Origin of the sequence: Leptospira noguchii serovar Panama str. CZ214 (genome assembly GCF_000306255.2) — a bacterium.
In the GTDB taxonomy this organism is placed as follows: Bacteria; Spirochaetota; Leptospiria; order Leptospirales; family Leptospiraceae; genus Leptospira; species Leptospira noguchii.
In genome coordinates this window covers 247,149-266,554 of the sequence record NZ_AKWY02000001.1, presented here as the reverse complement: position 1 = coordinate 266,554, position 19,406 = coordinate 247,149, and the positions used below count along the sequence as shown (strand labels likewise).

Below are 19,406 nucleotides of genomic sequence, written 5' to 3'. Positions count from 1 at the left end.
TGACTTCAGCCGCAAACCCGATTTAGGAGAAACAAATACAAAACAAATTTTCAGAATATAATAAAAATATGAAATATAAAAATCTATTTATCCGAAAGCCGCCAAACATTGGCCTAAGTCACGTCGTGCAGATAATCTCCCATTCTTTCTATCATTTTTTGATGAAGTAGTTTGTTACTTGCGATCACGTTTGGTATATAAGGAGTAAACGTATTTCCGTCGTAAGTCGACATTTCTCCACCCGCTTCGGCAAGGATGATAGACGCTGCAGCCATGTCCCAAGGTTTTAGATCCTCTTCCCAAAACGCATCGAAACGTCCTTCTGCTACCCAACATAGATCCAGTCCCGCAGCTCCGGTTCTTCGAACTCCTCTCGCTTTTAACAAAAAATTTCTATAATAGAACATAAGTCGATCGATCCTTTTTTCTCGATCGTATGGAAAGCCGGTGCAAAGTAAGGATTGTTTTAATTCTTTCGTTTTTGAAACCGAAATTCGTTTTTGATTTTTAAACGCTCCTTGTCCTTTTCGAGCGTGATAGATTTCTTTCATCGCTGGAAGTGGTACAATTCCCATTACAACTTCCTGATTCTCTTGATTCTCTAAACCGATACATGTGCAATACAATGGAAGTCTATGTGAATAATTGATTGTTCCATCAAGCGGATCTATAATCCATTTAAATACGGAACTTCCTTTTTTATTGGTTCCTTCTTCTCCTAATATACTATCTGAAGGAAACGTCCTTTCGATCTCATTGATAATTCTTTCCTCAGAACCTTTATCCGCTTTGGTTACTAGATCGATCTCTCCTTTATATTCAACTCCCAGATCATTTTCTTCCTGAGTAGTCTCTAAAAATTCCATCACCTTTGGAACAAAGTTCAAAAAGTGCTCATATCTTATTTTGATTTCGTTATCTAAACTCATTTTTTCTCCAAAAATTCTTTAGCTTTTTTTCTATGTTCTTCACGGATTGCGGATTGAACACTTGCCAGTACGGCAGCGATCACTCCGGCGTCATCTAGAAATCCCGCTCCAGGTATAAAATCCGGAATAGCGTCCAACGGAGAAATAAAATAAGCAAGCGCTCCTGCAATGATGAGTTTGGTTCTAAACGGAGTTTCAGGATCCATCATAGAATAATAAAGTGCAATTAGATCTTCTATGAATGGTATCTTAGATGCTACAGATTTCAATTTAGGCCAAAATTCCTCTTTTACCTTTTCAATTAGATTCATAAAAGGCTCCTTTTCTTTTTCAATCTATGATTTCTCTCTTGTCCTCAATTGGACGTTAGAGTATCAAGAAAGAAAGATGATTTTTATTTCCGTCGCACTTTTTGCCGAAGCAAAACCTTTGATCGAAAACTTAGGTTTAAATATTCTACGGGATAAAACCGTTTTTCCGGTATATCAAAATGAAAACCATACTTTAGTTATTTCCGGAATTGGAAAAATTTATTCCGCGATGTCAGTCGTTTTTTTATTAAACGAATTTAAAAATCAGCTCTCAGACTCTTCGTGGATTTTGAACTTCGGTATCTGCGGCGCTCCAAAAGAGTTTTCCGAAATTGGAAAATCTTTTTTGATTCATAAAATTACAGATCAAGGTTCGTCTAAAAATGTTTATCCTGATATTCTTTTCCAATCTCCGATCTTAGAATCGACTCTATGTACTTTTGATAAACCGGTTTTCGAGAACGAAATTTCTAAACTACCGAACACATTAGTCGACATGGAAGCTTTTGGTTTTTTTACGGCTTCAAAAAAGTTCTTCTCTTCGGACAAAATCCGTGTTGTAAAAATTGTTTCGGATCATTTTAAAAAAATAGAATATTCTAAAAATGAAGATTTTTCGAATGTGATCTCATTTAGAATACAAAACTCTCTTCCTGATATTTTTTCAATTTTGTCTATTCCAGTTTTTCAAGGAAACGACATACAACTTTTAACCGAAGAAACTTCCACACTTTTACAAATCTGCGAGATCTTACGTCTATCCGAAACGGAAAGGATTCAACTCAAAGACTGGATGATCGGTTACAAAATTAGGACCGGAAATTCCCCCGAGTTAGGACTTAATATTTTAAAAAATTCGAATGGACTTTTAAAACCAGACCTAACTAAAGTAGAAACTAGAGAATTAGGTAAAAAAGGACTATATGCACTCAGGCAATTTTATCAGTCCTAAAAGATTTTCCCATATTTATGTGGAGGAATCCGCCAAAGATCATCCAAAAACTTTGGAAATTCTTTCTAAATTTCCAAAGTCTTATACAATTTCTATCGATTCTTACAAAGAAGTATTCAACCCTTCGGCCCAAAATTTCCAGGCTCAAAAAAAAAGTCCCAAACTTATATTAGCAAAACGTAAAGAACAATTTTTATATTCCGGTTCGGGTGTGGCTCCAGATTTCGGTTATCATTTTTTTTATTACAACGCGCTTGTATTAAACTGTCTTTACAATTGTTCCTATTGTTATCTTCAAGGAATGTATCCTTCCGCAAATATAGTCGTTTTTGTAAATAACGAAGATTTTATTTTACAAACTAAAGAACAACTTACATTTTCAAAACCGTTGTATCTTTGTATCTCTTATGATACCGACCTTTTAGCTATAGAAAACACATTAGGATATTGTAAAGAATGGATTTTATTTGCAAGCTCCTATCCTGACTTGATAATCGAAATTAGAACAAAAAGTGCAAATTTTAAGTCTATTGCAGATTTGAAACCAGTTCCAAATGTTATTTTAGCTTGGACGCTTTCTCCGGATTCAGTAATAAAAGAACACGAACCTTTAACTCCCAGGCTTTCATCTAGATTAAAAAATATTAAAGAAGCGTTGAACTCTGGTTGGCAGGTTCGCCTTTGTATCGATCCGATTCTAAACGTTCCGAATTGGAAATCGGTTTATCCAGAGTTCATTCGTAAAATTTTTGAAGAAATTCCAGGAGAAAAACTAAGAGAAATCAGTTTAGGAGTTTTTAGAATGAATATAGATTATTTTAAAAATTCCAAAAAAAGAAGACCAGATTCTTATTTGTTTTATCTTTCGATGAATACAGATTCCGGAATGAAATCTTATCCGGAGGAGTTGGAAAAAGAAATGTTTGCAGTCGTTGAAAAAGAATTACAATTTTTTGTTTCGAAAGAAAAAATCCACAGACTCTCCTCGAGCAAAACAGAATCCAAATGAAAGCACCTAACGGAAATTTGGCGATCGTAACCGGTTCTTCTAAAGGAATTGGAAAGGCTATTTCAGAATTTTTGGTTTCTGAAGGTTATAAAGTGATCGGAATTTCCAGAACGGAACCGAATTCGTCTTTTTTAAAAGATTCTTCTTTATATCGGCATATTTACCTGGATCTTTCAAACACAAAAGAAATAGAATTCAAATTATCTAATATTCTTAAAGAAGAACCTACTCTCAAAATATTGGTGAACAACGCGGGACTGGGTAATTTTTCACCTCACGAAGAGATTTCATTTGACACATTAGAAAAAATGCTTCTTGTAAATTTTGTATCTCCAATTCTAATCACTAAATTATTTCTAAGAGATTTAAAAAAAAATAAAGGATGGATCTTTCAAATCCATTCGATCGCTGCTTTAAAAGAATCTGTCCGGGGTGCCGCATACGCTGGGTCTAAAGCTGGTCTTAGGCATTTCGGTTTAAATTTATTTGAAGAAATTAGAAAATCCGAAGTCAAATTAGTAAACATCAATCCAGACATCACCGACACTGAATTTTATGACGGATTAGATTTTGAAATGAACTCCGATCCGGCTTCTTATCTGAACGTTTCCGAAATTTTAAACGCGTTTCAATTCTCTCTTTCCAATCCAGAGAATGTAGGTTTTACTGAAATTACAATTCGTCCGAAACTTCATCGAATTTCTAAAAAACCTTTTGTTCGAAAAAATGAAAACAATTCAAAAGATTGATTATAAATTATCTAAAAAATCATTTAAATTATATATAATTAGTTTTGAGACAGGTTTTAAAAATAAAATTCTAAAGTCATTCAAGGAGAATCAAATTGAATCCAAATGAATTGAACGTCGCTCTTATACAATGCGACCTTTCTTGGGAAAATCAAAAAGCGAACTATGAACACGTTCGAAATTTGATCCATTCTACTTTGGAAAAAAATCCAAACGAAAAACCAGATTTGATTTTACTCCCGGAAACCTTTGCCACCGGATTTACGATGAGATCGGAAAGAATCGCCGAACCAGACGAAGGTCCCACGGAAACCTTTCTACAAGAAATCGCAAAATTTACACAAGCCACGATATGCGCCGGTTGGATTCGAAAAAACCCAAATGGAAAACCTTTCAACACGGTAAGCGTAGTAAACCCTAAGGGAATTATTATATTAAGATATTCTAAAATTTATCCGTTTACATTTGGGGGAGAAGACCGTCATTACAGCGCCGGTTCAGAAATTCTCAGCTACGACCTGAACGGTTTTAGAATTACTCCCTTTATTTGTTATGATATTCGTTTTCCGGAAATTTTCAGAAAAGTCGCCGGAGAAACAGATATTTTTACAGTTCACGCCAACTGGCCGCTTCCCAGAGTTCATCATTGGGAGTTAATTCTAAAAACAAGAGCGATCGAAAATCAAGCTTATGTTTTAGGAGTAAACCGAATTGGTATAGCTGGCTACAATCAAAGTGTTCCTCATAACGGCCATTCTCTCGCAGTAGCACCTAACGGAGATTTTGTGGATGTAGGAGAAGGAAATGAAACGATTCTATTTTACAAAGCCCATAAAAATTCTATTTTGGATTATAGAAAAAATTTTCCAGTACTTTTAGATCGTAAAGATCCGAACCTAATTGGGGTCAGAGTAACGGAGCATTCTTTTCAAATCTAAGAAATCTTTCGCTTAAAGGTAAAACCGCTTCTATCTTCTCGTTCGTAAACGGGTCCTTAAATTTAAGAAAATAAGATAAAAGCTGTAACCCATAAGATTCAAATTGAGAACCGGCTCTTGAATACAATAAATCCCCTACAACTGGACATCTCTGATTTTGAAAATGAACTCGAATTTGATGAGTTCTTCCCGTTTCCAAACCCACTTCTACAAAACTGAACTTTCTTCCGGATCTAGAATTGATGTATTTTAGTACTTTATAATGAGTTATAGACCTTCTTCCTTTTGGAGAAACGGTCATCTTTAATCTTTCAACAGGATGTCTTGCAATCGGTAAATCAATGGTCCCCGATTCTTCCGGAGGATGTCCTTGTACCCAGGCGTAATATTTTTTTTCAATTTCTCTTTTTCTAAATAATTCGGAAAGTTTTCCATGGGCCCGATCATTTTTGGCGATCAAAATCAATCCTTCGGTTGGTTTATCCAATCGATGTACAATTCCAGGTCTTGCTTCTCCTCCTATCTTTGACAATTCTTTAAAATGATAGAGTAATCCGTTTACCAAACTAGGAGATCGATCTCCCGGTCCGCTATGACTTGCAATCCCAGATGGTTTATGAATGATTAGAAAATTCTCTCTTTCTAAAATAACCGGCAACTCCATCGGAATCGGTTCTAAATTGAGAGGAGGTTTTGGCGGAATCGTAAGTAAATATTGCTCTCCTGTTTTTACCTTCCAAGAACTTTTATCTAAAATTTTTCCGTCTTGGCCTCGAACATACCCTGACTCGATCCATTTCTGAATCGTTGCTCTGGATATTTCATCCCCTAAAGAATATTTTAAAAATCGATCCAATCGATTTCCGGAAAGTTCTTCTGATACGTCTGCTTTGAGCTCTAAGTTCATTGAAGATGAAAAAGGATTCCAGATTTTTACTTAGCTTGTTTTTAGCACTCTAAAAAAACAGTTTTCATTTTCCTTCCTTAACCTTATTATGACACTCTGATACCAAACCCCTTATATCTAAGGAAGGAAAGAAACATGGTCAAAAAGATTTTGAATCTGATTCTGCTCGGTGCAATTGCATTTTCATTCACTCTTTGCTCCTCTGCCGAAAAAAAAGAGGAATCAGCAGCTCCTGAGCCTTCAGCACAAGAGCAATCCGCAGCTGCAAATAGAAACGTTGACGTCAATTCTCCGGAAGCGATCGCAGATTCTTTAAACGAAAAACTAAAAGACTTCCGGTATCCAGACGGATTAACTCGTCCCGGATTCAGCTACAAAAAAGCGGACGTTACCGCTGGTGATTTCAGCGAGTGGTCTAAAACAAACGCTCCTGTAATCAAAGAAGGTCTTGGAAAACTTCCAGATAGTTACGCTCTTGAAATTACAGGACACACCGATGCGATTGGTCCCGAACAAGCGGAAGGTGCTAAAAAAGGAAATATTTTTTACTCCGAACTTCGTGCAAACGCAGTCAAACAAGCTTTGATCAAACAAGGGATTCCAGCAAATCGTATCGTTACCAAAGGCGCCGGTTCTTCCGAGCCAGTTTCCGGTCTTGATGCGAAAGACTCTAAAAATAGAAGAGTTACTTTTCGTTTTGCGACTTCTGCGCCACAACAATAAAATTATCAATCGAAAGTACAATTCGATCTTATCAAAAAGGCCGATGAAAAATCATCGGCCTTTTTATTTAACGTGAGTTCGACGGAAAGAATAGCATGATTCATTTTTTAAAAAGTTGAAATCTGAACTTTGTAAATCATTGTTACTATGTTGTAAACTCATACAAAAATAAATTTTTTAAAATTTGTAATGTGAACTAACTTGTGAGAACTACTGCAAATCGCGATTTTACGAACAAATTCTAAAATTGTAGAAATTTACGTTTTTGGATAACCATTTTCTTACACAGAATTCACGTTATTTAGGAAACTCTAAAAACGAATTTTTAATTCAGAACCCTACCCAATCAAAAATCCACCGAAAGTTAATAGAAGTAAAAACGCTTTAGTTTCATACAAATGTGGAAACTCATGCAGAAACTATAATAACTAAAAAATGCTAAAAAGACGTAAGTCATTCAATGCGGCATAATTTGTAGAACACTACTACATTTTTTTGTTGAGAATTGTATAACGCACTCAAACTGACTTTTATAAATAGAGTTGTTGAAACATTAATTCTCCATCAGTTTTCTCTTTTATGGAAACAGTCGAACAAAGCAATTTTGTGAATCACTACTATGAAATTTTTCAACAACTCGAATAAAGATATGTAATTTTCTATTATATATTTCTTATTAAAAGCCATCTTCAAAAATATCTTAAATTAATCGGAATTTATATTTCAAGCAAAGATAAAGTATTTTTGAGATAGATTCTAATAATATTTGCAGTAGTAGTTTTACACTGAAATTTAAATTTTATAGAAGTTCTATTTGGAGTTTCTATAAATTCGAAAATAGTGTTCTCAATATCAATTTTCTTCATAAAATTGCTGTATTGCGATCGTCATTTAATAAAAAATTTATTTTATAGAAGTTTTATCATATTCTTCTACTTAAATACATTATTAATTTTGAATATATTTAAACCCAGATTGTAAAGTGTTACCTCTCAAAATCAGAGTATGATTTCTATAAGGCATACAAGGTATTTTATAGTCGTAACATCGATCCCCTTCGACAGGAATAAAAATTTCTAAATGATTCATTTGAATCTTTTTAAATTCTAGATTTTGCGGAATTTCTATTTTTTTAGGACGAACAAAAAGTGCTGAGTTTTCTCGAATAAAACTTTTGCACATATCATAAGTTTTACGGTTTATTAAAAAACTAGATATTACAATAAAAATGAAAACAAGAATTATTTGTTTTGAAGTTTTCGATATTTTAATCGGAAAAAAATTAATCTTAAAATTGCAATAAAAGAGAGGTGAAATTGCAGAAATACCTAAAAACGCTTTACCAAATCTTATATCAGGAGCGAGTAAAATCCAAAAAATTGCTCCGATCCAAGAGGTGAAAAGTATTACAGAAGTTTGAAAATCTAATTTTACTTTTTTAAATAAACCGCATATAAAAATAGAAATTGGAGATAAAAAAGATATAAAAATAAAAAGTCGATTCAATCTTGAGATTCCGTTCCACCAAATCGGAAACCACTCCCAAAATTTCATCTGAGCCGCTTCCTTATATCCCTCTCCCGGGTTTCTTGCCCATCCTGTAATTGATAATTTTTCGGAAATGACGTTTCCCAAAGGAGCTTTCCAATCAAAATTAAAAAAATCAATAGTTGGAAAAGGATAAATTAAATAACCGGATAAAATAACATTTCGTATCAGCCAGGGTAAAAGAATCAAAAACATAACCAAAATTACAATCGATAACTTTTTTATTTCAAACTTATATCGAATCATCAAAAGTAAAATCAATATACAAAGCGGAACGGTCGCCAGCTTAACGGTTATTGTATATACTGATAAAATAATAGAAGAAAAGTAATTTTCTAAGCTTAGCTCCGAATGGACAACACTTTCATTTTTTGGCAAGTTTGTCAGGATATACAACGGAAATACAATAGAAATAAGATCCGGAGTAGGAGATGATAAACTCATAAATTGTTCTAAAATTAAAAATAATACGATCGAATTTAATAAGAAAAAATTAGTCAATCCTTCTTGTTTTAAAATTTTATATATTCTATTTATATAATGTATAACTAATGTAGAATAAATTACAAAATTAACCGAAAATATTTCCTGTTCAAAAATCTCTTTTAAAGAGGTAAGTGCAAAAATCGTAAATATATTCGGGTTAAAACCAAATCTGCCGTGTAAATTGGCCAGACCGGGGACTACAGAATATTCTTGAATCCATTTGATAGATTGAATATGATAAAGTCCTGAATCGTAAGCAAACGGAGGGTTTAAAGAAAAAATCAACGCCGATAATAAAAACGGAAACGTTATAATTAAGACGATGCTTTTATGAACCAAACCAAACGTTAACAATTTTAGATTTTCTTTTTCAAAGTACAAAAATACTGAACAAAATAATAAAAAAATAAATAATATCGATATGGTTATTGGCAAAAATAAAGATACGAATGATACTAACGTATTTGTTACGGATAGACCTACCAAAACTTTGTCCGTAAATTGAAATTTCACTTTTAAAATTTTTTCAGATACAATTCCAAAAGAAATAAAAATGTACAAAGACAAAATACTGGAAATAAAAATGGCAAGCATAGAATATCTTTTGATTTTTTTTTAGATAATAAGATTCGCAACCAAATTCAACACGCTTTTACTGGTTTGGATTTGATTTCTTCAATAATTTGAAGTTTTTTCTCAGAATTTGGTTTTTACTACTCAGACGTACTAAAATAAAACCAAAAATTAACGGGCAACTTTGCAAAAATCTAGAAGTTCTCAAAAAATTCCATTTAACCTATAGCTGTCTTTTTTAAAAGAGATCCATATTCTAAGTTTTGAAACAAATTTAGTATAGTAGAGTTGTTGAAAAATGAATCGCCACTTAGTTTCTGTTTCATGGAAACGGTCCATTGAAGCAGTTTTATTAATCGTCACATGTAATTTTTCAACAACTCTAGTATTATTTTCATGTAGAAATTTAATTGAATGATCATTTTTTTTGAATTTTATGAAAGTTCTTTTTTTCTTATGTAGAACTACAATTTTTCTTTAAAAATTTTGTTCTATTTAGAGAATCTAAAAATCAAATTTCTATATTACATTAATTCTCGACGTCAATTCATTAGAATTGTTGAAAGATAAACTCTCTCTGCTTGCGTTTTATGGAAACGATAGATTTAAACAGTTTTGTTAATCGTCGCTATGGATTTTTTAACAGCTCTATTAAGATTCATGAATAGAGACTTTCCAAAGATAAAAAATAGAACTTTACGTAAATACAATTACCTTTAGGGACAATTCCTTAAGATATAATTTTGAATTTGTGCAAAACACTATTTTAGCTTTTTTGATCGAGAAAAGATTAGATGGTAATGTTTTTAGGTGCAATTTTATTTTTTATGAAATTTTTTTCATTAGATATAACTAAATTCATAAAGTAAAAATTACTCCTTAATTAATAACTACTTATACTTATTTATATACTGCTCTATCCTACAATCGACACTGTTTAATCTATTATAAATTTCAATACGACTTATCTTTGTTAGCGCACAAAACGTTTGTACGCCAACTTGATGAATAATTTTTTTTTATAAAATCCGTTTTATAAATATATAAGGAAATCCTGATATACCTCGTGCATCCGTTGTTTTGCCAATTCGATGGCCACCGCTTGCTGAATCTGTACTCGGACCAGTAACAGTTGTCGAAGGATAACCGTTTAATAATAATCCACGTGGTACTCCATCTCCATAATAACCTGCCGCAACCAAAGAACCCAATCCTCCCGTTGCACCTTGCGGAATATCAAAGGAAATAGAAGTGGAAGCACCATGTCTATGTCCCTGAAATCGATCTCTTCTTCTAAGTCCTCCAATCCATTCTCCATCTGTATCCATTACAGAAACAAATCCTCTTCCTTGAACCGTAAAATGACGGACCTGATTGGTAATTGTAGTTCCAGGAACCGCGTCCGGTAACCTATGTTTATAAAAACGAACTTTTACACCTGAAAGAGACCCACTTGAATTCGCTGCTGTACATGTAAAACTGATCGTTCTATTTGTAGAAGAAATAGAAGTAATCGCCAAAGTAGAGTTAGTCGGAATCCCACCAATTGCTTGTAATAAAGTTCCTGTAATCCAGTTCGTAAATGAACCATGGATTAAATTATCCTCTCCCAAAGCATCAATGATTTTTAAACACGGCGTGGTGGCTGCAAATGTCAAAGTCAGAATATTACTCGAAATTGTATAACTGGTCACATCAAAATCCGTTACATTACTTCCCAGTGGATCGTAACGAAGTGGTTGATTCAGCCAATACGAAACTAAATCTGGCATTCCGCCATTCCCGGTCGAATTAATCAATTGATCCGGAGAAGCCAAACAGAACGCTGGAAAATCAATTGAAGGACTTCTTAAATCGTCCATCCAAAACATTTCTCCTAAAAATTTACGCTCTTGTCTAAATATCACATCTATAAAGTTTTTGAAAAAAAGATAAACTTGATTGATCGCCTTGACAAATTTCAAAGGATTATTTGCATCCGGGTTGATTGCTGTAATTATATCTGCATGCAAATCTGATAATATACCTGTTTTTACGGAAGTCGCCTGTTTTTCTTCCATAACTTGTCCGTCTTTGATATTGTTTGTGGAAATTCCTCTCCAAACTCTTAGATCTGTACCTAGGATTACAGCCCCAGAAGCGTTAGACGAAATTAATCTCAAAGGAACGTCACCGACAACGAGTGAACCTTGTCTTGTTAGAATCTCAAAAGAATTATCTCTCCATAAATTCGGACCATCACTTGGAAGATTAGAAGGACTATTATATTGCGTTTCTAAAAACTTATGACGAACTATGAGAGTACAAGTAACGTTATTCGGAACCGGAATTCCAGCAACTGGTGTTACTTGAATCCTTTTTCCTTCTACATCATAAGCAATTAAAGTATCGATCAAATCCACACAATTTGGTCCCGAACCAACCACAATCGTCCCTCCATTTTGGATTCCAAATCCCAAAAGATCCAGATCTCGATCAATGACCTCTTGACTTTTTGATTCTTGTTCTTTTTTCCAATCTTCTGGAAAAACCCTTTTGCCTACGTTCGGAAATTCGATCCCTGATAATTTATCCATGATTGACTCCTTCGAAAAATGGAAAATCTATTACAATCGCTTCCAACTCGTTATAAAGTACATTCACGTTTGTTTTTGTGTTATTTTCGATTTGTAAAATTAATTCTCTTTTTAATTTTTTGCATAAACCGCTATAAGATTCATATACATTCGACTTAGTTAAAATAGAACTTGCAAGTTCTGTAATATCTTCATTATCTTGACTCTTAGATTCGCTTACTAAACAGATAAGTTCAGACTTAAGATTCTCTTTTTCTTCAGTATTTGCATAAATCCATTTTTTGGCTTGTGGAGCCAGAATCGACCAAGAGAGAGGTTCTGCTTTAGGATATTTGGAAAGAATTTGATTCATCGCTTCGTCAAACTTAGCATAGATTTTTTGAATCTTCTTTTCTTTATAAGAAGAAATCGTCAAAAGACCACATAGTAAAAGTTCGAGCTCTGTTTTTGGAACTAACCTTTCCTCTTCTATTTTCATATTTTCTGGAACAGAAATCAAACCTCGATCTGCTTTTTCGGAAAGAGAAAGTTCCTTCAATTCCCCGCATTCAAATTTAAAACCTTCCGGAGGAAATGAAATTCCTTGGTGGATTTTTTTCTTTTTCTCTTCAGACTTATCTCGATTAAAAAGCTCCACTTCCAATTCTATAGACGACAGATTGGAACATAGATATTCCTCCAAAGATTCGGAAGAATAAACATATACTTTTTCCATGATTGCTCCTTCAAAGGAGCGATTAAGTAGTTTAAATAATATTAAAATATTAATTAATTTTTATATCTAATAAATTGAATACTCTCGAATCTTTTCGGCTCTACGAGAATGAAATTGGCCCGTGATAGCTCCTCCCATCACGAACGGATCAAATTCTCCTTTATCTTCCCAAAGTTCACATACGTTTCCGCCTATATTCACGTTTTCAATAGATTGAACAAGAGTGGATCGATTTAAAGAATCGGCAAGTTTTGGAAAGAAAAACCTACATCTAAATAAAATGTATTTTCTAGACATCATTCTTTGATCCAAAGCCCCCCCCATCACAAAACAATTTTTAGCTTCTTCAGAGTTATACACTTTAAAATAACTGATCTCTTCCGGATTAAGTCCCGTTGAAAATTGAATGATCTGTTTTTTAGAAGACACAGAAGCAATCGACATTTTAAAAAGTTTGGCGAGCAAAAGTCTACTTCGATACGAATCGTCCGTTTCTCCCGGAAGTTTTTCGATCTTGTATCTGGCTCCCCACAAAATCAAACCAAAACCGTCGCTTGTTTCGAGCCACATCTGTCTATAAAGCCAACTAAGCCTTCCTGCTCTTTCATTCAAAATCGAGAGAATAGATCTTAAAATCTTATACCAAAAACTATCTACTCCCAATTTACGTATTAAACTTCTCTGATTTTTCCAAACGGTCGAATCGAAATCAAAAGTAAATTTATCAAACATAGACCACACCAATTACTTGAAATCCTGAACCTGCATTTGCCAAAGAACCCGCAGGAACATCAACATTTCCTAATGGATTGAATTCTACATCGATACAATTGGGAAGAGCTTGATATAAAGCTTTTAACTGTGCGTCTACAAAGTCCTGTCCTTCTTCTAGCGAAAGAAAGTATTCGTCCTTTATTTGATCCAAAACGATTTGACTTGGAATCGTATCCGAAGAAGAAAATTTTACAGTAACAGTCTTATTGATTATAATTTCAGAAATATTTTCTACGAGCACATGAGCAACTCCACCTGGATCATTTTCTTCCGAATTGAAATGGTCTACAATCTGTGTAAGTTGAGAATCTGTCAAAGGAGCCACCGTTCCTTGAACTAGAATTTTTACTTCCCCATCTGTTTTTAAATTCTTAGCACTTTTAAAAACGGCTCTTTTTACAAAAGAAAACGTTTCGGTTTCTCCCACATACCAAATCGGAGTCCATTTAGAAGAAACACCTTCTGCATTTCTTAAACGGGCTCTAACCGAAGTTCTTGTCTCTCTATACTGACCTTGTTGAATCGGATTGACTTCTATGTTAGAAATGTAATCGATTCCACTCGGAGGATTTTCTATTAGATTGATAGAACTCGGAACAACATTTCCTATCGGACCGTCAACTGTACATTGAACAAGTGCTTCTACAGTATATTTTCCGTGAACGTCCGCTGCCGTACCTGCGGGAAGTATTAAGGATTCTTGAAGAAAGAATTTTATTCTTTGGTCTTCATTCCCGGAAGTAGTAACAATTAAAGCTTGTGGAATCTCACGATCTATCATAGATGGAAGAGAAGAACCAATTCTAACCTTAATGATAGCGGGAAGAGCGGGTTTCCATTGCATTCCTCTGCGAATTAAATGTTCGTGCAAAGCATCGTCTTCCGCTGTATGAGGATGAATCGCTTTCTGGATAGAAATAAGATTATCATCGATAAATAAAAATACAGCATTTGAAACGGCTCGCAAAATTGAAAAAGTTTTTGAAGTAGGACTAAACGTATGATTTTTGAATACTCCAGAAGCTTTTACACTTTGAAGATGTTCATTAAGAACTTGTTCTTTAGTTATATTTAAATTCATTGATTACCTCCATCATAAATTCATAATTTTAATTTTATAAAATTATTATATAATTTTCATTTTGAAACGTTAACCTATAAATTCCATTAAAACATTTTTTAAATCTTCGGCCTAAAGAGTAGTAATTCCTACATTTTTTAACTAGTTCTAAAGTCCATGTAACATAGAAATAGACATAATTTGTGGAAACTCTTACATTTTTTTAAAAACTTGCCGGGCAGTTTTTCAGTTTTTGGAATATGCAATGAACAATAAGATGTCATAAATTCCACCCCTAAAATCGTTAATACACCGTCATACAACTATCAACAAAAGGAGCTTTAGTAAAAATTCTCTATATATAGAATATTATAATATTTATATTTATTTCATTAAAATTCCATTTACAGATTCTCCCGTTTTTAATCGGAAATCAACTACAAGCCGTCTTTCCTCGTCAAGGACCACATTTATCGATTGAGAATCTATAACTGGATGAAATTTAAGAATCCTCTCCGCATCTTGGATCCGTTCCGATAACTCATCGTATTCCGTAGAATTCTGAGCAATCCTTTGTCTGCTGTAAATTTCCGGATAGTCCACATCATCGGCTACTGTCATTTCAAACATCTCTCGAATTTCAGACAAAACTATTCGAACTGAGTTACTGTCGCTTAACAAATCATCATCAGAAAGATCTAATGTCAAATCTCCGAATTGTATAGAATCATTTGCAAAATCGATCATCAGGTGCCTGCCTTAGGTTTGTTCGAAACGGAAGGACCAACCGGAGTATCTACGTAATCAGTTAAATGTGTAGATAGACCTACGGAATTAGAAGACTGAGCAAAAGCGGTAACTTCCTTTTCTGCCTCCATCTTTCCGGTAGTTTTAAAATCTCCGTCCTGTTCTATATTTCCCTGAATCTTAAGCGGCTTACCGTCCAGATCCAAAAGAAAACCTTCTTCGTTGATAGTTAATTTAATTATATTATTATAATTTATAAAAGCTTTATTTTCATTGATTTCAATTTCTATTTTATCTGCAACTTTCGTTTTAATTGAATCAATTTTTTCAAAACTGAATGCGGTATATCTTTTTTCGATATTATCTCTTGCTATCAAAAGACATTTAGAACCCTGCATTGGAACTACCGGTTCGGTCCAAGTAACGTTATAAATGAAATCTTCTGCAACCTTTACTGTTAGAAGTTTCTTTTCGGAATCGACAGAATCTACAATTCCTAATTTAGGAAAGAAAATAGGAAAACCTATTTTCCATGCCTGGACGATTGCTTGTATAATGGTTTTATCAGCCATTGAATCCTACTTTATTTTTTTATTTGATTTTGAAGATCCCGTCTTAGGAGGTTCATAATAAAAACCTGGAAAAATCTCTTGCCTATAACCTTCTTTATTGAATTTTTTAATCACTTTATCTACAAACGTCTTAGCGCTTCTAGAAGAATCATCCGGATCTTGAACGTCAATAATCTGAGAATGAGTGATAGAAGGAAAACCAAAAGAAACAAACTTTCCCTTAAAACCAGAACCACATTTCTCATCAAAAATTTCTTTTGCTCTTTTTTCAGCTCCTTGAGAATCCAATCCGTCGATTTCGTAATAACAAGTTTCACCTGTTCCATAAGCTCCTCTATATGTTTGTCCGGTTCTGGGATTTTCTCCTCTTACAATAATTTGGAACGGTTTACTTTCTAGAGGAGTAAGTTCGTCTTGAATAATATTTTTTCCAAAACGAAAGATAGGAAATATTTCCTGAGATCTATTTGAATTTTGAGTTTTATTTTTTTTAGAAGAAAAACTTAAATCAGTATGTTTATACGCTTTTTGAATCACCAATTTCCAATCGTGGAAAAAAACGTCCACACCGTGAGTTTTCTTCAACTCAGATAATGCATAACGTGCCGATTTTCTGGCACATCTAATGTCTACCGTTTGTTTAATGTCTGAATCGCGAACAATAATCGAAATATCCGATTTAATCTGAGGATGAATACAGTCATTTAAAAAAACCATTAACGGTTTTTGATGATAATCTTTTGTCATCATCTTACGTTGACAAAAGAAAAACGGGTCCACACATTTTAACTCAAGTGGAACCTTGGGACTGATCTCCAATATATAACCGTTAAACTCGCTTAAAAGTCCATATTGAGAATATCCCGCTTTCCAAGTAACTTTTGAAAATTTCACGATCGAATCTTTTTTTAAATTCTTATATTTAGGAAGTTTAACCGTAAGTATGTCAGTAGGAATCTCTCTTGAAGATTCTAATATAACTTCCGTTATTGCTGGAAATTTTATATTCGATATTTCTAATTCTTGATTTAAGACATACATTACAAGGTCATCCTTCTTTTCGCGTTTTGAAGTTCACCTTTAGAAACGAGAGCCTCTATAAAAAGAGTTGATCCTACATTTTCATAAGGTTGTATATTAGAATTATTCTCACGAATTTTACCCGAAAAATGTTCCGTTTCGTAATAAAGAAAACTGATGGATTCGTATGTCTCTCCATCTGCAATCGTATGCAGGCAATCTTTCGTTAAAGGCTCCGGAATTTCTATTAAAACTCCAACTCTAAGATTTTTCCAATCTTCTATCTGAGGATTCTTATCTAAGATCAATCTCCAAATTTCCCATTTTCCATAATAACGAGCGGAAAGTCTTTGTAAAGTATCGTTGTTTTTAAGAACGTAAAATTGACTCATAAAGAAGACTCCACTACACTGTTTTTAGCTTCTATAGAAGCAAGATCCAAATCATATTCCTCATCGGACAAAAAAGTGATAATAACTTCTTGTTTATATTGAATAGGAGCGTTTAAAAATTCAAACTTTTGGCAAACTACATTCGTAATTCCTAATACTCTTAACATGGCATGAGATAACCAAAGTGTTTCTTCTTGCTCCCAAAGATCCCGTAGTTCTCTCATTTTTTGTCTCATAGTTTTAACCAAAGGGTTTGTAGGAGCCGCAAAACTACCGGCTCCATAAGTCGAAGCAAGAATGGTAAATTCTACCGTAATCGTCCAATCTTTGTATCCGGTAAGTTCTTTGATAGTTCCGTTCTTTCCCCCAGGAATAGAAGTCATAACGATTTCCTTTTCTCGATGCGCTTTGATCTTAGTACCAGAAGGAAACTCGTATCTATTACCGGACCAACTCACTTTCAATCGATCTATATCTCCCGTTATTACTTCCAAAGGAAGATACCCTGCGGGAAGCGCGGGTGGTGTAATTCCTCCGATCATATTAATTCCATCTCCTCAAATCGGTCCAATTCTTGAAAAATTGCATCCGCAATCATCTCGCCGATTTTTTTCTTATCCATAGTTTTATTTCCGATTACAAGTTGACCAATGACAGATCCTATATTTGTGTTTGAAGTAACATTCGATTTTTCTGATATAACTTCAGAATTTTCTTTACTTTCCAATGTCCGTTTAATAATTCCTTTGGAATCGTTCGTCAAAACCTGATGAAATCTTTGAAGAATTGGATTGGTTTTAGGAATTTCTAATTCCAGTCCCGAAGAAAATACTGCGATTGTAGCCTTGCCCGATTTGGTCAAAGTAGAAAATGGTCCTTTCTTAGCGTCCGAAATTAGAAACAACCTTCTTGTTTTTTCTAATAAATACATTAATTTATTATAAACTACTAACTTATTAGAAGGGATTTCTTCCGAAAATATAGTTGTGCTTTTAGCTCCACTTTCTTGTATAAAATTCAATCCAGATTTGAATCCGTTGAACATTTCCCCTACTAACGTATTATTTTTTTGTTTCATTCCTAAGATAAAAGTATCAATAAATGCAAAACCTGAATCGGTAATTCTGGAAAGAAGTCTTTCTAAAGCATTAGAATGAGGTAGATACCAATCGATAGACTGCATTATATCATGAATCGTAGATTTTAAATCCGCAATAGAAGATTGAATTCCTTCCGAAAAAGCAGTAAAAAGACTTTTACCGGAATCTTTCATACGATTACGAATGTCTCCAACCACATTACCAAGCGCTTGCCAAATCAAACTGTATAAACCGAAGATCGGATCGACCATAGCAAAAACTAAAATCTCTTGAATCCGGTTCGAAAATATGCTGAAAATTGAATTTACTATCTTACCAAAACCAGAAAGATTACCCCAAGTATTTACGATCCAATTCCAAGTTTTAATTGCAGTTATTTTTATATCATCCCAATAAGTAATGATCAAAGCCAGGTCTGCAACAATACCTGCTACCGCCAATACGATCGGATTAAACATTACCGCAACTTTCAAAGCGGTGAACAAACCAAGAGTAACCGACTTTAAAACCATCAAAGCGCCCGCTCCTATTACACCTAACATAAAAAAGGTTCCAGCAAGTTTGGGATTTTCACCAAGAAAGACGTTTATTTTACCGATACCGTTGGCTAATAATTCAAATATATTTTTAAGAACAGACTCTATGATACCGAATTTTACAAGAGCGAAATCTTCTATGCCCTTTCCTAAAATTTTTTTAAAATTATTCCAAGATTCAGAAACTCGATTAAGCTGAAATGGAAAAAAATCCATTTTTTCCGATGATAATTTAAAATCCATTATATTAATAAAATATAATTTACCAATGTCAACGTTAAAATTCTTGATTTGCTTACCAGTAAAAATTAATTGTTCTGTTAAATCCGAAAATTTTTCACCCGTTGCCAAAACGGTATTTGCAACAATTCCGACTAACACATTTAAATTGGAAGAATTCAAATTTTTGAATGAAGATTTTATTTTATTCACACCGGAAAGAATTGTTTCCACCGAAATACCGGTTTTTTCGGAAAGTTGAAAAGCAGATAAACCGAGTGATTGTAAATTTTTTTCCAATTTCAAGGATTCTGTTCTATCGTCGTATAAATCCTTGTAAGTTTTAGCGATTGATGCCCTTTGATCTAAAATGGCAAAACCTCTTTCCATACTCATAAAAGAAGAATCCACTTCTTGAACGGATTTTTTAAATTGTTCTGAATATTTCTTATCTTCACCGATCAACTGCTTCATACTATCCCACTTGCCATTGATCTCGTTGATTTTACTGGAGGCGAGATCCGCTATTGTAAAAACAATTTTCAATTCGTTTGTATTTGTATCAGCCAT

Annotated in this window: 19 protein-coding genes; 5 read left to right on the top strand and 14 right to left on the bottom strand. The window is 33.7% G+C overall.

The window, feature by feature from the left end; translation table 11 throughout:
- Positions 1-113: 113 nt before the first annotated feature.
- On the bottom strand, positions 114-929 hold the full coding sequence (locus tag LEP1GSC059_RS01205; RefSeq protein ID WP_004426735.1) for an inositol monophosphatase family protein: 816 nt from the start codon (positions 927-929) through the stop codon (positions 114-116).
- Complete coding sequence (locus LEP1GSC059_RS01200; protein ID WP_002147161.1) at positions 926-1,240, bottom strand: YkvA family protein; 315 nt, start codon at positions 1,238-1,240, stop codon at positions 926-928. Before LEP1GSC059_RS01200 ends, LEP1GSC059_RS01205 begins: the two co-directional genes overlap by 4 nt.
- 76 nt (positions 1,241-1,316) lie before the next feature.
- On the opposite strand from LEP1GSC059_RS01200, the gene LEP1GSC059_RS01195 reads away from it, so the two are divergent.
- The 4 genes from LEP1GSC059_RS01195 to LEP1GSC059_RS01180 all read left to right on the top strand — a co-directional run bounded on the left by LEP1GSC059_RS01195 (position 1,317) and on the right by LEP1GSC059_RS01180 (position 4,888).
- A complete protein-coding gene (locus LEP1GSC059_RS01195; protein ID WP_017215160.1) occupies positions 1,317-2,192 on the top strand; it encodes a 5'-methylthioadenosine/S-adenosylhomocysteine nucleosidase family protein in 876 nt (291 codons plus the stop codon).
- Positions 2,164-3,201: an SPL family radical SAM protein gene (locus LEP1GSC059_RS01190; protein ID WP_017215159.1), complete on the top strand. Its 1,038-nt coding sequence runs from the start codon at positions 2,164-2,166 to the stop codon at positions 3,199-3,201. Before LEP1GSC059_RS01195 ends, LEP1GSC059_RS01190 begins: the two co-directional genes overlap by 29 nt.
- Positions 3,198-3,950, top strand: a complete 753-nt coding sequence (locus tag LEP1GSC059_RS01185) for an SDR family oxidoreductase (RefSeq protein ID WP_020980070.1) — start codon at positions 3,198-3,200, stop codon at positions 3,948-3,950. The genes LEP1GSC059_RS01190 and LEP1GSC059_RS01185 overlap by 4 nt, the downstream gene beginning before the upstream one ends.
- A 95-nt stretch (positions 3,951-4,045) precedes the next feature.
- Entirely contained in the window at positions 4,046-4,888 is an 843-nt protein-coding gene (locus tag LEP1GSC059_RS01180; protein ID WP_002179198.1) for a carbon-nitrogen family hydrolase, read from the top strand.
- On the opposite strand, the gene LEP1GSC059_RS01175 is transcribed toward LEP1GSC059_RS01180, so the two are convergent.
- On the bottom strand, positions 4,857-5,795 hold the full coding sequence (locus LEP1GSC059_RS01175) for an RluA family pseudouridine synthase (RefSeq protein WP_017215157.1): 939 nt from the start codon (positions 5,793-5,795) through the stop codon (positions 4,857-4,859). The two genes, LEP1GSC059_RS01180 and LEP1GSC059_RS01175, sit on opposite strands and share 32 nt — an antisense overlap.
- Before the next feature lie 135 nt (positions 5,796-5,930).
- Here LEP1GSC059_RS01175 and loa22 point away from each other — a divergent pair, with 135 nt between their 5' ends.
- The gene (gene loa22, locus LEP1GSC059_RS01170; RefSeq protein ID WP_002179210.1) at positions 5,931-6,518 is read left to right on the top strand and encodes an OmpA family outer membrane lipoprotein Loa22; all 588 of its coding nucleotides are present in this window, start codon (positions 5,931-5,933) and stop codon (positions 6,516-6,518) included.
- A gap of 948 nt (positions 6,519-7,466) precedes the next feature.
- Here the strand turns inward: loa22 and LEP1GSC059_RS01165 are convergent.
- The 11 genes from LEP1GSC059_RS01165 to LEP1GSC059_RS01115 form a co-directional block, all read right to left on the bottom strand.
- Positions 7,467-9,146: an LIC_10190 family membrane protein gene (locus LEP1GSC059_RS01165; RefSeq protein ID WP_020980083.1), complete on the bottom strand. Its 1,680-nt coding sequence runs from the start codon at positions 9,144-9,146 to the stop codon at positions 7,467-7,469.
- A gap of 998 nt (positions 9,147-10,144) precedes the next feature.
- Entirely contained in the window at positions 10,145-11,701 is a 1,557-nt protein-coding gene (locus tag LEP1GSC059_RS01160; protein WP_017215156.1) for a hypothetical protein, read from the bottom strand.
- On the bottom strand, positions 11,694-12,416 hold the full coding sequence (locus LEP1GSC059_RS01155) for a hypothetical protein (protein WP_017215155.1): 723 nt from the start codon (positions 12,414-12,416) through the stop codon (positions 11,694-11,696). Before LEP1GSC059_RS01155 ends, LEP1GSC059_RS01160 begins: the two co-directional genes overlap by 8 nt.
- 66 nt (positions 12,417-12,482) lie before the next feature.
- A complete protein-coding gene (locus tag LEP1GSC059_RS01150; protein WP_002179236.1) occupies positions 12,483-13,148 on the bottom strand; it encodes a hypothetical protein in 666 nt (221 codons plus the stop codon).
- A complete protein-coding gene (locus LEP1GSC059_RS01145; RefSeq protein ID WP_002179284.1) occupies positions 13,141-14,271 on the bottom strand; it encodes a baseplate J/gp47 family protein in 1,131 nt (376 codons plus the stop codon). Before LEP1GSC059_RS01145 ends, LEP1GSC059_RS01150 begins: the two co-directional genes overlap by 8 nt.
- A gap of 363 nt (positions 14,272-14,634) precedes the next feature.
- On the bottom strand, positions 14,635-14,997 hold the full coding sequence (locus LEP1GSC059_RS01140) for an LIC10183 family protein (protein ID WP_002179406.1): 363 nt from the start codon (positions 14,995-14,997) through the stop codon (positions 14,635-14,637).
- Positions 14,997-15,569, bottom strand: a complete 573-nt coding sequence (locus LEP1GSC059_RS01135) for a hypothetical protein (protein WP_002179432.1) — start codon at positions 15,567-15,569, stop codon at positions 14,997-14,999. Before LEP1GSC059_RS01135 ends, LEP1GSC059_RS01140 begins: the two co-directional genes overlap by 1 nt.
- A 6-nt stretch (positions 15,570-15,575) precedes the next feature.
- Positions 15,576-16,610, bottom strand: coding sequence for a hypothetical protein (locus tag LEP1GSC059_RS01130; protein ID WP_002179310.1), 1,035 nt, complete (start codon positions 16,608-16,610; stop codon positions 15,576-15,578).
- Positions 16,610-16,981 carry a LysM peptidoglycan-binding domain-containing protein gene (locus LEP1GSC059_RS01125; RefSeq protein WP_002179122.1) on the bottom strand — a complete coding sequence of 124 codons (372 nt, stop codon included), beginning with the start codon at positions 16,979-16,981 and terminating at the stop codon, positions 16,610-16,612. The genes LEP1GSC059_RS01130 and LEP1GSC059_RS01125 overlap by 1 nt, the downstream gene beginning before the upstream one ends.
- The gene (locus tag LEP1GSC059_RS01120) at positions 16,978-17,523 is read right to left on the bottom strand and encodes a DUF6046 domain-containing protein (protein ID WP_017215154.1); all 546 of its coding nucleotides are present in this window, start codon (positions 17,521-17,523) and stop codon (positions 16,978-16,980) included. The genes LEP1GSC059_RS01125 and LEP1GSC059_RS01120 overlap by 4 nt, the downstream gene beginning before the upstream one ends.
- Complete coding sequence (locus tag LEP1GSC059_RS01115; protein ID WP_020980073.1) at positions 17,520-19,406, bottom strand: hypothetical protein; 1,887 nt, start codon at positions 19,404-19,406, stop codon at positions 17,520-17,522. Before LEP1GSC059_RS01115 ends, LEP1GSC059_RS01120 begins: the two co-directional genes overlap by 4 nt.

Coding starts and splice junctions, on each gene's coding strand:
- LEP1GSC059_RS01205 (WP_004426735.1), bottom strand. CDS start 929: ATGAGTTTAGATAACGAAATCAAAATAAGATATGAGCACTTTTTGAAC.
- LEP1GSC059_RS01200 (WP_002147161.1), bottom strand. CDS start 1,240: ATGAATCTAATTGAAAAGGTAAAAGAGGAATTTTGGCCTAAATTGAAA.
- LEP1GSC059_RS01195 (WP_017215160.1), top strand. CDS start 1,317: ATGATTTTTATTTCCGTCGCACTTTTTGCCGAAGCAAAACCTTTGATC.
- LEP1GSC059_RS01190 (WP_017215159.1), top strand. CDS start 2,164: ATGCACTCAGGCAATTTTATCAGTCCTAAAAGATTTTCCCATATTTAT.
- LEP1GSC059_RS01185 (WP_020980070.1), top strand. CDS start 3,198: ATGAAAGCACCTAACGGAAATTTGGCGATCGTAACCGGTTCTTCTAAA.
- LEP1GSC059_RS01175 (WP_017215157.1), bottom strand. CDS start 5,795: ATGAACTTAGAGCTCAAAGCAGACGTATCAGAAGAACTTTCCGGAAAT.
- loa22 (WP_002179210.1), top strand. CDS start 5,931: ATGGTCAAAAAGATTTTGAATCTGATTCTGCTCGGTGCAATTGCATTT.
- LEP1GSC059_RS01165 (WP_020980083.1), bottom strand. CDS start 9,146: ATGCTTGCCATTTTTATTTCCAGTATTTTGTCTTTGTACATTTTTATT.
- LEP1GSC059_RS01160 (WP_017215156.1), bottom strand. CDS start 11,701: ATGGATAAATTATCAGGGATCGAATTTCCGAACGTAGGCAAAAGGGTT.
- LEP1GSC059_RS01155 (WP_017215155.1), bottom strand. CDS start 12,416: ATGGAAAAAGTATATGTTTATTCTTCCGAATCTTTGGAGGAATATCTA.
- LEP1GSC059_RS01150 (WP_002179236.1), bottom strand. CDS start 13,148: ATGTTTGATAAATTTACTTTTGATTTCGATTCGACCGTTTGGAAAAAT.
- LEP1GSC059_RS01145 (WP_002179284.1), bottom strand. CDS start 14,271: ATGAATTTAAATATAACTAAAGAACAAGTTCTTAATGAACATCTTCAA.
- LEP1GSC059_RS01140 (WP_002179406.1), bottom strand. CDS start 14,997: ATGATCGATTTTGCAAATGATTCTATACAATTCGGAGATTTGACATTA.
- LEP1GSC059_RS01135 (WP_002179432.1), bottom strand. CDS start 15,569: ATGGCTGATAAAACCATTATACAAGCAATCGTCCAGGCATGGAAAATA.
- LEP1GSC059_RS01130 (WP_002179310.1), bottom strand. CDS start 16,610: ATGTATGTCTTAAATCAAGAATTAGAAATATCGAATATAAAATTTCCA.
- LEP1GSC059_RS01125 (WP_002179122.1), bottom strand. CDS start 16,981: ATGAGTCAATTTTACGTTCTTAAAAACAACGATACTTTACAAAGACTT.
- LEP1GSC059_RS01120 (WP_017215154.1), bottom strand. CDS start 17,523: ATGATCGGAGGAATTACACCACCCGCGCTTCCCGCAGGGTATCTTCCT.
- LEP1GSC059_RS01115 (WP_020980073.1), bottom strand. CDS start 19,406: ATGGCTGATACAAATACAAACGAATTGAAAATTGTTTTTACAATAGCG.